Annotated in this window: 13 protein-coding genes; 6 read left to right on the forward strand and 7 right to left on the reverse strand. The window is 69.7% G+C overall.

From position 1 onward, the window contains the following. Positions 1-1,161 carry an FIST signal transduction protein gene (locus tag ACGFIO_RS17685; protein ID WP_392827308.1) on the reverse strand — a complete coding sequence of 387 codons (1,161 nt, stop codon included), beginning with the start codon at positions 1,159-1,161 and terminating at the stop codon, positions 1-3. A 92-nt stretch (positions 1,162-1,253) separates the two neighbouring features. Between ACGFIO_RS17685 and pyrE the strand changes: the two genes are divergently transcribed. After that, complete coding sequence (gene pyrE, locus ACGFIO_RS17690) at positions 1,254-1,778, forward strand: orotate phosphoribosyltransferase (protein ID WP_392827309.1); 525 nt, start codon at positions 1,254-1,256, stop codon at positions 1,776-1,778. Between the two features lie 43 nt (positions 1,779-1,821). On the opposite strand, the gene ACGFIO_RS17695 is transcribed toward pyrE, so the two are convergent. The 3 genes from ACGFIO_RS17695 to ACGFIO_RS17705 form a co-directional block, all read right to left on the reverse strand. Then, positions 1,822-2,490 (reverse strand): hypothetical protein, encoded by a 669-nt coding sequence (locus ACGFIO_RS17695; protein ID WP_392827310.1) that lies wholly within the window; start codon positions 2,488-2,490, stop codon positions 1,822-1,824. Between the two features lie 67 nt (positions 2,491-2,557). Further along, a complete protein-coding gene (locus tag ACGFIO_RS17700) occupies positions 2,558-3,616 on the reverse strand; it encodes an aspartate-semialdehyde dehydrogenase (RefSeq protein WP_392827311.1) in 1,059 nt (352 codons plus the stop codon). Between the two features lie 7 nt (positions 3,617-3,623). Beyond that, the gene (locus ACGFIO_RS17705; protein WP_392827312.1) at positions 3,624-4,889 is read right to left on the reverse strand and encodes an aspartate kinase; all 1,266 of its coding nucleotides are present in this window, start codon (positions 4,887-4,889) and stop codon (positions 3,624-3,626) included. Positions 4,890-5,048: 159 nt separating this feature from the next. On the opposite strand from ACGFIO_RS17705, the gene ACGFIO_RS17710 reads away from it, so the two are divergent. The 5 genes from ACGFIO_RS17710 to ACGFIO_RS17730 all read left to right on the forward strand — a co-directional run bounded on the left by ACGFIO_RS17710 (position 5,049) and on the right by ACGFIO_RS17730 (position 10,462). After that, positions 5,049-5,840, forward strand: coding sequence for a hypothetical protein (locus ACGFIO_RS17710; protein ID WP_392827313.1), 792 nt, complete (start codon positions 5,049-5,051; stop codon positions 5,838-5,840). 139 nt (positions 5,841-5,979) lie between these two features. Continuing rightward, complete coding sequence (gene leuA / locus ACGFIO_RS17715) at positions 5,980-7,713, forward strand: 2-isopropylmalate synthase (RefSeq protein WP_392827314.1); 1,734 nt, start codon at positions 5,980-5,982, stop codon at positions 7,711-7,713. Between the two features lie 329 nt (positions 7,714-8,042). Next, positions 8,043-8,696 carry an HNH endonuclease family protein gene (locus tag ACGFIO_RS17720; RefSeq protein ID WP_392827315.1) on the forward strand — a complete coding sequence of 218 codons (654 nt, stop codon included), beginning with the start codon at positions 8,043-8,045 and terminating at the stop codon, positions 8,694-8,696. Next, positions 8,696-8,938 carry a hypothetical protein gene (locus ACGFIO_RS17725; protein ID WP_392827316.1) on the forward strand — a complete coding sequence of 81 codons (243 nt, stop codon included), beginning with the start codon at positions 8,696-8,698 and terminating at the stop codon, positions 8,936-8,938. Before ACGFIO_RS17720 ends, ACGFIO_RS17725 begins: the two co-directional genes overlap by 1 nt. Positions 8,939-8,974: 36 nt before the next feature. Continuing rightward, positions 8,975-10,462, forward strand: coding sequence for a family 20 glycosylhydrolase (locus ACGFIO_RS17730; protein ID WP_392827317.1), 1,488 nt, complete (start codon positions 8,975-8,977; stop codon positions 10,460-10,462). Here ACGFIO_RS17730 and ACGFIO_RS17735 read toward each other — a convergent pair. Genes ACGFIO_RS17735 through ACGFIO_RS17745 form a run of 3 tightly spaced genes read right to left on the reverse strand, consistent with a single transcriptional unit; the run spans position 10,452 to position 13,554 of the window. Next, positions 10,452-11,495 carry an ABC transporter ATP-binding protein gene (locus tag ACGFIO_RS17735; RefSeq protein ID WP_392827318.1) on the reverse strand — a complete coding sequence of 348 codons (1,044 nt, stop codon included), beginning with the start codon at positions 11,493-11,495 and terminating at the stop codon, positions 10,452-10,454. The two genes, ACGFIO_RS17730 and ACGFIO_RS17735, sit on opposite strands and share 11 nt — an antisense overlap. Beyond that, positions 11,495-12,541: an ABC transporter ATP-binding protein gene (locus ACGFIO_RS17740; protein ID WP_392827319.1), complete on the reverse strand. Its 1,047-nt coding sequence runs from the start codon at positions 12,539-12,541 to the stop codon at positions 11,495-11,497. The genes ACGFIO_RS17735 and ACGFIO_RS17740 overlap by 1 nt, the downstream gene beginning before the upstream one ends. Then, positions 12,541-13,554: an ABC transporter permease gene (locus ACGFIO_RS17745; RefSeq protein ID WP_392827320.1), complete on the reverse strand. Its 1,014-nt coding sequence runs from the start codon at positions 13,552-13,554 to the stop codon at positions 12,541-12,543. Before ACGFIO_RS17745 ends, ACGFIO_RS17740 begins: the two co-directional genes overlap by 1 nt. Positions 13,555-13,587: the final 33 nt, after the last annotated feature.

A 13,587-nucleotide genomic window follows, 5' to 3' on the forward strand; every position in this document is an offset into this window, starting at 1 on the left:
TCAGGCCAGGGCCAGGGTGACGAGGGTCAGGTGGTGGGTGCCGAGCGCGCCGCGTACCCGCGCGATCTCCCCGGATGTATAGAAGCCGGCGTACGGCGTGCTGCCCAGCGCGGAGCGCATCGCGGCCATCTCCTCCCGCATCCCGTCGGGTCCGAGCCGGCCGCGCCGCGCGCCGCAGTCGAAGGCGAGCACGCCCAGCGGCACCTTCCCGTCCAGCCCGTCCAGCGCGTCCAGGCACGAGTCGACCGCGCCCTGGATCAGCGCCTCGTGGTCGGCCGCCATCAGCCAGCACAGTGCACCCTGGGGAACATCGGACATCCCCAGGATGGACCGTTCGACGTCGTCGCCGTCGTGGATCACCCGGATGTCCTCCCCGTTGCGCCGGGACAGGCCGATCGCCTGCAGCGCGTGCACGTCGTGGAACAGCTCGGCGGCGGGCCGGCCGACCATGTCGTTGCGGCGCAGCAACACGTCGAGCGCCGGTTCGTCGTCGAGCTCGTAGATCCGGCCGCCCCGGCTGCGGGTGACGATCATCGGCGGGTCGAGCCGGTGCCAGCCGTGGGCGATGCCGATGCCGATCGGGGCGTCCGAGCCCAGCGCGATGCCCACCACCGCGTCGGTGAAGACGGTGTCGCCGATGAACTGGAACGTTTTCGACCGGTCCGATCCGCCGCCGGCGAAGCCCCCGACCAGTGGCACCGCCGCCCCGAGGATCGAGTAGGCGCCGCGGACGACCTCGTGCGGATCGCCGGAGAGCCCGTCGGCGAGCAGGACGAGCACGCTGTGCGGGCTGGTGACACCGGCCATGGCCTCGGCCGCCTCGGCACCGGCCTGGCGGTGGCCGGCGTCGCTGATATGGGCGACCTTCGCGCGTACGGTGAAACCCTCACCGCCCAGCGCGCCCACCGACACCCCACCCGCGCTCGCGCCGTCGTTGGCCAGCTCACCCAGCGTGGAGGCGCCGACCACCAGCGCGTGCGGCCCAGCCTCGGCGCGGACGGCCATCAGCAGCGCGGGCAGGTCATGCTGGTGCGAGGCAAAGACGAAGACCACCGCCGGGGTACGCCCACCGATCGCCGAAGTGGCCGCCTCGGCGCCCGCCTTGGCGCTGTCCGCGGCCGTGCTGTGCCCGGCGCCGAACCAGCGGTGCGGTGTCTGCATGATCGTCTGATCGGCAGGTTCGAACGGTTGCTGAGGCGTTGCGGGCGGGGTGCCGTGAGCCCACCGGGGCCCGCCTGACAGGCTGTCCTCTTGTGACTGACTCCGACCTGGCCCGGCAGGTGAACAGCGTCGCCCGGCTCTCCGGCACGTTCACGCTGCGCAGTGGCCGCACGGCGACCGAATACTTCGACAAGTACCAATTCGAGGCCGATCCGGTGCTGCTCGACCAGCTGGCCGAGCAGATGGCCGCGCTGATCCCCGAGGGCACCGAGGTGCTGGCCGGCCTGGAGATGGGCGGCATCGCGGTGGTCACCGCGGTCGGCCGGCACGCCGGTCTGCCCTGCGCGTTCGTACGCAAGCAGGCCAAGCAGTACGGCACGGCGCGACTGTCCGAGGGCGCCGAGGTGGCCGGTCGGCGGGTGCTGGTGGTCGAGGACGTGGTGACCTCCGGCGGCCAGGTCGTCATCTCGACCGGCGAGCTGCGGAAACTCGGCGCACACGTGGATCACGCCCTGTGCGTGATCGACCGGCAGGAGGGCGGCGCCGAAACGCTGGCCGAGCACGGCATCAAGCTCCGTGCCCTGCTCAACCGGGCGACGCTGGACGCGGCGATCTGATTCGGCGGCCGGCGCCGCCTACGCGTTCGGCGGCCGGCGCGGCCTACCCGAAGGACATCAGGGCGCCGACCACCATTCCGACGACCGCGCCGGTGACGCCGACGATCAGGCCGGCGAGCCAGAGGGTCTCGCCGCGGCTGCGTCCGACCAGGGCCAGGGTGACGGCACCGACGCCGAACACGGGTGGGCAGACCAGCAGCGCGATCAGGCCCATCACGATCGCGGCGATGCTGAGGGCGACGCCCGCTTTCTGGACCGGCGCCACGAAGGGGTAAGGCGGCGCGTAACCGGGCGGCGGCACGAAGCCGGGCTGGGCGTACGCCGGCGGCGGCGCATAACCAGGCTGGGCATACGCCGGCGGCGGCGCATAACCAGGCTGGGCATACGCCGGCGGCGGCGCGTAGCCAGGCGGGGCATACGCCGGCGGCGGCGCGTAGCCAGGCGGGGCATACGCCGGCGGCGGCGCGTAGCCAGGCGGGGCGTACGCCGGCGGCGGGGCATGGCCGGGCTGGCCGTCAGCTGGCGGCGGGGCCAAGGCCGGCGGCGGCGCGGCCGGGTAGAGCTGGGCCGTCGTCGGCGGCGGGGCGTAGCCGGTCAGGCCGGACGGCATCGGGGTGCCGAACTGATCGGCGGCCGGCGCCGGGGCGGCGTGACCGCAGCTCGGGCAGGCCGTGCCGACCGGGACGCCGGCGCCGCAGTTCGGGCAGGCCATCGGGGCTCCTAGGTGCTCGCGGGATGCGGCCGCAACGATCGACCGGCGCCCCACCCACCTGAGCGAACTACCGGGCCAGCTCCGCGGCCAGCAACTCGGCGATCTGTACCGTGTTGAGGGCGGCGCCCTTGCGCATGTTGTCGCCGGTGATGAACATGTCCAGCGCCCGGGGGTCGTCCATCGCCCGGCGGATGCGGCCGACCCAGGACGGATCGGTGCCGACCGCGTCGATCGGCATCGGGAACTCGCCCGCCGCCGGGTCGTCGACCAGGATCACGCCGGGGGCGTTGCGCAGCACCCCGCGGGCGTCCTCGGCGGTGAGCTCGGAGCCGAAGACCGCGTGCACCGCGACCGAGTGGCCGGTCACCACCGGGACCCGGACGCAGGTGGCGGAGACCTTGAGCGACGGCAGGCCGAGGATCTTGCGCGACTCGTTGCGCATCTTCAGCTCCTCCGACGACCAGCCGTCGGCGGCCAGATCACCCGACCAGGGGACCACGTTGAGGGCCAGCGGGGCCGGGAACGGGCCCAGGTCGTCGCCGACGGCCTGCCGGACGTTGCCCGGGCGGGAGCCGAGCATCCGGTCGCCGGCCACCTTCATCAGCTGGTCGTGCAGCACGTCGACGCCGACCTGGCCGGCGCCGGAGACCGCCTGGTAGGACGCCAGGACCAGCTCACGCAGCCCGTAGTCGCGGTGCAGGGGCGCGATCGCCATGATCATCGCCATCGTGGTGCAGTTGGCGTTGCTGATGATCCCCCGCGGGCGGCGGCGCATCGCCTCCTTGTTGACCTCGGGGACGACCAGCGGCACCTCGGGGTGCATGCGGAAGGCGGCCGAATTGTCGACCACGGTGGCCCCGCGCTCGACCGCGATCGGCGCCCACTCGAGCGAAACCGCGTCGGGTACGTCGAACATGGCCACGTCGACGCCGTCGAACGCCTCAGCGGTCAGCTCGGCCACCGGGAGGTCCTCACCGCGGCAGCGCAGCGACCGGCCGGCCGATCGGGCCGACGCGAGCAGCCGGATCTCGCCCCACACGTTGCGCCGGGAGGAGAGCAGCTCACGCATCACCGTCCCGACGGAGCCGGTGGCCCCGACGACGGCGAGCGTGGGCTGCCGCGTCATCGCCGGGCTAACGTCCGGTACCCGCGTAGACGACGGCCTGCTCGTCGCCGCCCAGCTCGAACTGCTCGTGCACGGCGCGGACGGCGGTGTCGAGGTCGTTGTCACGGCACACCACGGACACCCGGATCTCCGACGTGGAGATCATCTCGATGTTCACGCCGGCGGCGCCGATGCAGGCGAAGAAGGACGCGGCCACCCCCGGGTGCGAGCGCATGCCCGCCCCGATCAGGGACACCTTGCCGACGTGGTCGTCGAAGAGCAGGCTCTTGAACTTGATCTGGCCCTGGATCTTGTTGAGCGCGGCCATCGCCGTCGGCCCGTCGGCCTTGGGCAGCGTGAACGAGATGTCGGTGCGGCCGGTGCCCTCGGTGGACACGTTCTGCACGATCATGTCGATGTTGATCTCGGCCGAGGCGACCGTCTCGAAGATGCGGCCGGCGGCGCCCGGTTCGTCGGGCACCCCGACGATCGTGATCTTGGCCTCGCTGCGGTCGTGGGCGACCCCGGTGATCAACGCCTGTTCCACGGAAGGGTCCTCCATCGATCCGGTGACCATGGTGCCGGGTTTGTGGGTGTACGAGGAGCGTACGTGGATGGGCACGCTGAACCGCCGGGCGTACTCGACGCAGCGCAGCATCAGCACCTTCGCCCCGCCGGCGGCGAGTTCCAGCATTTCCTCGTACGTGATCGCCTTGATGTGCCGCGCGTTCGGCACGATCCGCGGGTCGGCGGTGAACACACCGTCCACGTCGGTGTAGATCTCGCAGACGTCGGCCCGCAGCGCGGCGGCCAGCGCCACCGCGGTCGTGTCGGAGCCGCCCCGGCCCAGCGTGGTGATGTCCTTGGTGTCCTGGGAGACGCCCTGGAAGCCGGCGACGATCGCGATCGCGCCCTCGTCCAGCGCCGTCCGCAGGCGGCCGGGCGTGACGTCGATGATGCGGGCCTTGCCGTGCACCGACGTCGTCAGCACGCCGGCCTGCGAGCCGGTGTACGACCGGGCTTCGTACCCCAGGTTGTGGATCGCCATCGCCAGCAGGGCCATCGAGATGCGCTCGCCCGCGGTCAGCAGCATGTCGAGTTCGCGACCGGGCGGCAACGGGCTGACCTGGTTGGCCAGGTCCATCAGCTCGTCGGTGGTGTCGCCCATCGCGGAAACCACCACGACCACGTCGTCGCCGGCCTTGCGTGCCGCCACGATCCGTTCCGCCACCCGCTTGATGCGCTCCGCCGTGGCGACGGATGAACCGCCGTATTTCTGCACCACCAGGGCCACGGCCGCAGACTTCCTCTCTGCACGTGCGCGAACGGACCTGACCAGCTTAGTGGCACCAGCAATTTGCACCGAGCGGCGATCCCAGATTCCGGCCGGTGGGTCGCGACACGCCCGTAACGGTCCGCGACCGATGTGCGGCACAGAGGCGAGAATGTCTCGGTGCGTCCACGCCTCGTACCCGTCGTCCTGCTGACCCTTCTGGCAGCGGGCTGCGGTACCGACGCGCCCGCCGCGCCGCCGGCGCCGGAGCCCAGCGACAACGTGGTGGCCGACATCTCGCCGGCCCGCACCGAGCTGGCCGCCCGGGCCGCGCTGGCCCAGGACCACCGCTACTCGGCCCTCTACGACTACGACCCCGGCGACGGCCAGGGCAACCGGTCGGTGGTGGCGACGGTCGCGACCGACGGCTCGTGGCGGGTGGACATTCCCGGCGGCGCGCTCGGCGGCACCGCGGACGTGTCGATCGTGCAGACCGGCGACGGCGTCTTCCAGTGCGCGATGCCGTCCGCGACCAACCCGATCGCGTCGTCCTGCGCCCGGGTCGCCGACCCCGACAAGCGCCTGCCCCGCGACATCGACCCCAAGGTCGAGCGGATCTTCCGGCAGTGGCTGAGCGTCTTTCAGGACCGGCAGGCCCCGCTGTCCGTGGTGGCGGCCCAGCCCCTGGCTACGCAGGGCGCGGCCGCACAGGGCAAGTGCTACTCGGTCGACGGCATCTCGGCCTCGCTCAGCCCGCCGGTGGACGTCGGCATCTACTGCTACGCCGACGACGGCCTGCTCACCGCGGCCCGCGTCGACTTCGGCGCGCTCACCCTGGTCAGCGTCGCAGCCGCACCGCCGCGCATCGACCTGCCCGGGCCGGTCACCGGCAGCCAGCCGCTCGAGACGAAGAGCCCGCCGCCGGCTCCCTCGTCCGGATCAGTTGGCCCTAGCGTTCAGCCGCCGGGCTGATAGTGTTGCCGACGACATGTGGAACGCACTTCTCCTTCCGTGCCGCGACGGGGCCCGTTTCTAGGCCGACACCTCGTCGCGGAGTTTGATGTGCGCGCGGCCGTCCAAGGTCCCGTTCCCCTCTTCAGGAGCACATCCCATGTCAGTTACCGATGACGCCATCGCCCGCCAACGTCCGAGTGCGATGCCGTTCCAGCGCTACCAGGCCTACCACCAGCAGTTCGCGGTCGACCTGCCCGATCGGCAGTGGCCGTCCAAGCGCATCGAGAAGGCGCCCCGCTGGTGCGCGGTCGACCTCCGCGACGGCAACCAGGCGCTGATCGATCCGATGTCCCCCGAGCGCAAGCGGCGGATGTTCATGCTGCTCGTGCAGATGGGCTACAAGGAGATCGAGGTCGGCTTCCCGGCCGCCAGCCAGACCGACTTCGACTTCGTCCGCCAGCTGATCGAGCAAGACCTGATCCCGGACGACGTCACCATCCAGGTGCTGACCCAGTGCCGCGAGCACCTGATCGACCGCACCTTCGAGTCGATCCGCGGCGCCAAGCGGGCCATCGTGCACTTCTACAACTCGACCTCGACGCTGCAGCGCCGGGTGGTGTTCGGGCTGGACAAGGACGGCATCACCGACATCGCGACCACGGGCGCGCGGCTGTGCCAGAAGTACGCCGAGATCCACACCCCGGACACCGAGATCTTCTACGAGTACAGCCCCGAGTCGTACACCGGCACCGAGCTGGACTACGCGCTCGAGGTCTGCTCGGCCGTCATCGACGTGATCGACCCGACCCCCGACCGGCCGCTGATCATCAACCTGCCGGCCACGGTCGAGATGGCCACCCCCAACGTGTACGCCGACTCGATCGAGTGGATGCACCGCCACCTGCCCCGCCGCGAGTCGGTGGTGCTCAGCCTGCACCCGCACAACGACCGCGGTTGCGCGGTGGCCGCGGCTGAGCTCGGTGTGCTGGCCGGCGCCGACCGGGTCGAGGGCTGCCTGTTCGGCAACGGCGAGCGCACCGGCAATGTCGACCTGGTGACGCTGGGCCTCAACCTGTTCTCCCAGGGCGTCGACCCGATGATCGACTTCTCCGACATCGACGAGGTCAAGCGGGCCGTCGAGTACTGCAACCAGCTGCCGGTGCACGAGCGCCACCCGTACGTGGGTGACCTGGTCTACACCGCGTTCTCGGGCTCGCACCAGGACGCGATCAACAAGGGTCTGGCCGCGCTGAACAACGACGCCAAGGCGGCCGGAACCCCGGTCGACGACTTCACCTGGGGCGTTCCCTACCTGCCGATCGACCCCAAGGACGTCGGTCGCACATACGAAGCGGTCATCCGGGTCAACTCGCAGTCCGGCAAGGGCGGCGTGGCGTACATCATGAAGGAGGAGCACAAGTTCGACCTGCCGCGCCGGCTGCAGATCGAGTTCTCCGGCGTGGTGCAGCGGGTCACCGACTCCGCGGGCGGCGAGGTCGGACCGCAGGCGATGTACGACATCTTCGCCGGCGAATACCTCACCGACCACCAGGACTTCGCCCGGATCCGGATGCAGCGGTACGCCACCGCCACCGTGGACGGCAAGGTCGAGATCGAGGTCACGGTGACCGACCGGGGCGAGGAGAAGACGCTCACCGGGGTCGGCAACGGCCCGATCGACGCGTACGTGCAGGCCCTCCAGCCGCTGGGCATCCAGGTCCGGGTGCACGACTACCACGAGCACGCCCTGTCCTCCGGCGGAGACGCCCAGGCCGCGGCGTACGTCGAGTGCGAGGTCGGCGAGACCACGGTGTGGGGCGTCGGCCTGGACGCCAACATCGTCACCGCCTCGATCAAGGCCGTCACCAGCGCGGTCAACCGCGTCCGCTGACCACCCCGGCGGTAGCCCCGGGCGCCATCCACACCCCCGGGACCGCTTAGTTCCACCACCCAAAACCCAAGTGGTGGCCAGGAGCGGTATCCGCCACCGCGATACCGCCCAGGCCCACCACCCAAACCCGAGTAGTAGCCAGGAGCGGTATCCGCCACCGCGATACCGCCCAGGCCCACCACCCAAACCCGAGTAGTAGCCAGGAGCGGTATCCGCCACCGCGATACCGCTCGGGGCTACCACTGCCGGGTTGGACAAGGCGCGCGGTGCAGAACGGATACATCGCGCTCCAGGGCGAGAAACGGGCACAACCCGCCTAGGCTTGAGGGGTGCTCACGCGTACCCCCCTCGCTCTTCTTGCCCTTGTCGCGGCAGCGACCCTGACCTCCGGCTGCGAAGTGGCCCCACTCAAGCCGGCACCGACCCCAACCGCGGACGGTGGTGTGGCCGGCGGCACCCACGGCGATCCCGTGCAGCTGCTGGCCACGCTCAAGGTGGCCAAGGCCGGCTCGATGAAGGACTACAGCCGGGCCAAGTTCCCGCACTGGAAGAGCACCGGCCAAAACTGTGACGTGCGCGATTCGGTGCTCAAGCGGGACGGCACCAAGGTCAAGCTGTCCGGCTGCAACGTCGTCGGCGGCAGCTGGACCAGCATCTACGATGGACGGAAGCTGACCAAGCCCACCCAGGTCGACATCGACCACATGGTGCCGCTGGCCAATGCCTGGCGCTCGGGCGCCGCGGCCTGGACCACCGACAAGCGTGGCGACTTCGCCAACGATCTCGACCGCCCCCAGCTGGTGGCCGTGTCGGCGACCTCCAACCGCGGCAAGGGCGATCAGGATCCTTCCACCTGGAAACCGAGTATGCGCAGCGCCTGGTGCGGGTACGCGAAAGACTGGATCACCGTGAAGAGCTACTGGAAGCTTTCGGTGACCACCGCGGAGAAGAAGGCGTTGAACGACATGCTCAAGGAGTGCTGATGGCTGGGAAGCGGAGCGACCTGAACGCGCCGGGCGGCGTGATGACCGACGAGGTCGGCGTCATCACCGGTGAGGTGACGCTGGTCAGCGAGGTCAAGGGCAGTGATGTCACGCTGACCGTGCAGTACAAGGACGCCGCCGAGTGGTACCACGTGACCGGCGGCAAGCTGACGTTGCACGACGCGGCCGACGCCGACGTCGTCCATGACCTCACGGTGTCACTGCTGCATCGCCCCGAGTAGTAGCTTTATTTACAGTCCTCAATGTAGCGTCCGGGGATGGCCCTGCCTTACCTCCTGACCGCCGCGTTGATCGCGACGCCTGTGCCCGTCTTGTCCGCTGAACCAGCATTCGACGTGATCCCGGCGCCGGTGTCGGCGGTCGCCACCGGCGCCGATTTCCACCTGGATCGCACCACCGTCATCCAGACCCGCACGCCCGCGGTCGGCTCGCTCCTGGCCGCCGACCTGCGCGAGGCGACCGGGCTGACCATCCCGGTGACCCCGTCGGCCGCGCCGGCCGGCCGCAAGATCTCGCTGAAGATCACCGGCGGGCTCGGTGACGGCTACCGGATCGCGGTCGATCGCAGCGCGGTCGAGATCAAGGCGAGTACGCCGGAAGGCCTCTTCGACGGTACGCAGACCCTGCTGCAACTGCGCGACGGCCGGGCCATCGCCGGCGGCACGATCGCCGACCGGCCCCGGTTCACCTACCGCGGCTCGCACCTCGACCTGGCCCGCCACTTCCACGCACCGGACGAGGTCAAGAAGTACATCGACGAGATTCGCCGCCTGAAGATCAACTACCTGCACCTGCACCTCAGCGACGACCAGGGCTGGCGGATCCAGATCGACGGCTGGCCCCGGCTCACCGAGATCGGCGGCGCCGAGGGCACCGGTGTGGACGGCGTCGGCGGCGGCTTCCTGACCAAGGCGCAGTACACCGACCTGGTCGATTACGCCGCGGCCCGGTTCGTGACCATCGTGCCCGAGATCGACATGCCCGGGCACGTCAACGCCGCCCAGGTCGCCTACCCGGAGCTGACCTGCGACGGGGTCGCACCGCCGCCGCGCACCGACACCGCGGTCGGGTACAGCTCGCTGTGCATCTCGTCGGAGACCACCTACCGGTTCGTCGAGGACGTGATCCGCGAGCTGGCGGCGATCACCCCCGGGCCGTACATCCACATCGGCGGCGACGAGGCCCACGCCACCCCGCCGGCCGACTACGTCCGGTTCCAGGACCGTGTGATCCCGCTGGTCGCGAAGTACGGCAAGACGGCGTACGGCTGGAACGAGATCGCGCAGTCCACCGCCGCCTACTCGTCGGTGGCGCAGTACTGGGGCACCACGAACAACAACCCGGTGCTGGCCGGGGCGGTGGCCCACGGCATGCGGGTGGTGATGTCGCCGGCCAACAAGGCGTACCTGGACATGAAGTACGACCGGAACACCCGGCTCGGCCTGACCTGGGCCGGCCTGATCGAGGTGCGGACCGCGTACGACTGGGATCCCGGCACGCATCTGACCGGCGTACCCGAATCGTCGGTCTTGGGGGTTGAGGCCGCGCTCTGGTCGGAAACGCTGCGCAGCATCGACGACATCGAGTTCATGGCGTTCCCGCGGCTGGCCGCGATCGCCGAGCTCGGCTGGTCACCGGCCGCGACGCACGACTGGGAGTCGTTCCGGACCCGGCTGGCCGCGTACGGTCCGCAGTGGACCGCACGCGGCGTCGACTTCTACCGGTCGCCGCAGGTCAGCTGGTAAGCGCCGGCTTCCGTCCCTGGACGGCCTCGCCCTCCGCGACCGGGAAGTGACACGCGGTCTGGTGCGAGCCGGGGTCGTCCAGGCGCGGGATCAGCGGCGGCTCCTCGGTCGCGCAGATCTCCTGCGCCTTCCAGCAGCGGGTGCGGAAGCGGCAGCCGGACGGCGGGTTGATCGGGCTCGGCACGTCACCGGTCAGCAGCACGCGCTCCCGCTGGAGGCGATCGCGCCGACGCGGGTCGGGCACCGGCACCGCGGAGAGCAGAGCCACCGTGTACGGGTGCCGCGGGTTGTTGTACAGCGACTCCCGGTCGGCGATCTCTACCACCTTGCCCAGGTACATCACCGCCACCCGGTCGGAGATGTGCCGCACCACGGACAGGTCGTGCGCGATGAACACGTAGGTCAGGCCGAACTCGTTCTGCAGGTCGTCGAGCAGGTTGACGACCTGAGCCTGGATCGACACGTCGAGCGCGGAGACCGGCTCGTCGGCCACGATCATCTTGGGCCGCAGCGCCAGCGTCCGGGCGATGCCGATGCGTTGCCGCTGACCGCCGGAGAACTCGTGCGGGTAGCGGTTGTAGTGCTCCGGGTTGAGCCCGACCAGCTTGAGCAGATCCTGCACCGCGCGCTTGATGCCGTGCTCGGTCTTGACGTTCTGGATCCGGAACGGCGCCCCGACGATCGTGCCGACCGTATGCCGCGGGTTCAGCGACGAGAACGGGTCCTGGAAGATCATCTGCATGTCCCGGCGCATCGACCGCAGCCGGCCCTGACCCAGGTGCGAGATGTCCCGGCCGTCGAACTCGATCGAGCCGCCGGTCGGCTCGAGCAGCCGGGTCAGCAGCCTTCCGGTGGTCGACTTGCCGCAGCCGGACTCGCCGACCAGGCCCAACGTCTCGCCCTTGAAGACTTCGAAGTCGATGCCGTCGACCGCGCGCACCGCGCCGACCTTGCGACGCAGCAGGCCCTGGGTGATCGGGAAGTGCTTCTCCAGGCCCTTGACCGACAGGAGCGCGTCCTTCGTGTCACTCATCACGCCTCCAACTTCGGCTTCACTTCTTCGGCCCAGATCCGCTGCCGTTCCTCGGTCGGGATGTGACAGCGGACCAGGTGCTTGCTGCCGCCGGCCCGGGACAGCTCCGGCATCGTGGTCGAGCCGAGCCCGCCGGTCCGCGGCTCGAACTGGCAGCGTGGATGGAACGAACAGCCGCTGGGCAGGTTGATCAGCGACGGGGGCAGGCCCGGGATCGGCACCAGCCGCTCCATCTGCGGGCGGTCCATGCGGGGCATGGAGCCGAGCAGACCCCAGGTGTACGGGTGTTCCGGCCGGTCGAAGATGGTGGTGGAATCGGCGTACTCGATGCACCGGCCGCCGTACATGACCAGCACCTCGTCGGCCAGCTCGGCCACCACGCCCAGGTCGTGGGTGATCACGATGAGCGCGGAGTTGAACTCCGACTGCAAGTCGTGCATCAGGTCGAGGATCTGCGCCTGCACTGTCACGTCGAGGGCCGTGGTCGGCTCGTCGGCGATCAGCAGCTCGGGGTCGTTGACCAGCGCCATGGCGATCATCGCGCGCTGCCGCATACCGCCGGAGAACTGGTGCGGGTAGTCGTCCACCCGGCGATCCGGCTGTGGGATGCCGACCCGGCCCAGCATCTCCACGGCGTGCTTGCGGGCGACCGCCTTGGAGACGTTGTGGTGGACCCGGTACGCCTCCATGATCTGCTTGCCGACCGTGTAGTACGGGTGCATCGACGACAGCGGGTCCTGGAAGATCATCGCCATCTGGTTGCCGCGCAGCTTGCGGACCGCGTCCTCGCCGCTGCTGACCAGCTCGGTGCCGTCCAGCCAGATCTCGCCCGAGATCTTCGAGTTGCGCTTGTTGTACAGCCCCATGATGCCGAGGCTGGTCACCGACTTGCCCGACCCGGACTCGCCGACGATGCCCAGCGTCTTGCCGCGCTCCAGCGAGAAGTTCAGGCCGTCGACGCTCTTCACCACACCGTCGTCGGTCGGGAAGTGGATCTTCAGGTCCTTGACCTCGAGGAACGGCTGTCCCTGATTAGCCGCGGTCATCAGCCCACCCTCACTCTCGGGTCGACGACCGCATAGAGCAGGTCGACGACCAGGTTCGCCACGACGACGAAGAACGCCGCCATCAACGTCACGCCGAGCACCTTGGGCAGGTCGTTGTTGGTGATCGCGTCGATCGCGTACTTGCCCAGGCCGGGGAGGGAGAACACCGTCTCGGTCAGCACGGCGCCACCGAGCAGCAGACCGAAGTCCAGACCGAAGATGGTCAGGATCGGGGTCAGGGCCGCGCGCAGACCGTGTTTCACGTCGACGTCGCGTTCCTTCAGGCCCTTCGCGCGCGCCGTTCGGATGTAGTCCTCGCTCATCGTCTCCAGCATGCCCGCGCGGGTGAGGCGGGCGTACTGGGCGGAGAACTGGAAGGCGAGAACGACCCAGGGCAACAGCAGCGAATAGAACCACTCGCCCGGATTCTCGGTGAACGGCGTGTAGCTGCCGCCCTGCGCGGTCCAGCCGAGCTTGTAGCTGAAGATCAGGAGGCCGATCAGACCGGTGAAGAAGATCGGCAGGGAGACACCGGCCAGCGAGATGCCCATCGCCACACGGTCCAGCAGCGTACCCCGGCGCAGGGCCGAGATGGTGCCGGTGGACAGGCCGAGCAGCAGCCAGAGGACGGCCGCGCCGATCGCCAGCGACAGCGTCACCGGCAGGCGGTCGAGCAGGTCGGGCCAGACCGGCTGGTGGGTGATGAACGAGTATCCGAAGCACGGCGCCGCGCAGTGCTCGATACTCGAACCGATGCTGTAGTCGGCACCGACGAAGATGCCCTTGACCCAGCGCCCGTACTGGACGTAGATCGGGTCATAGAAGCCCAGCCGGTGCGCGATCAGGGTGACCGTCTCGGGGGTGGCGGCGCGTCCGACGTAGCGGGTCGCCAGCGTCTCCGGCGTCCCGCCGACCAGCCGCGGGAAAAGGTAGAAGATCGAGAACGTGGCGGCGCTGACGATGAAGAGCAGCAGGACGGCCGCGAACAGGCGCCTGATGATGTAGGTGATCACTGGAGTTTATTCACGACCTTCCTTGACCCGCGC

The organism is Actinoplanes sp. NPDC049265, from assembly GCF_043197135.1.
In the GTDB taxonomy this organism is placed as follows: domain Bacteria; phylum Actinomycetota; class Actinomycetes; order Mycobacteriales; family Micromonosporaceae; genus Actinoplanes.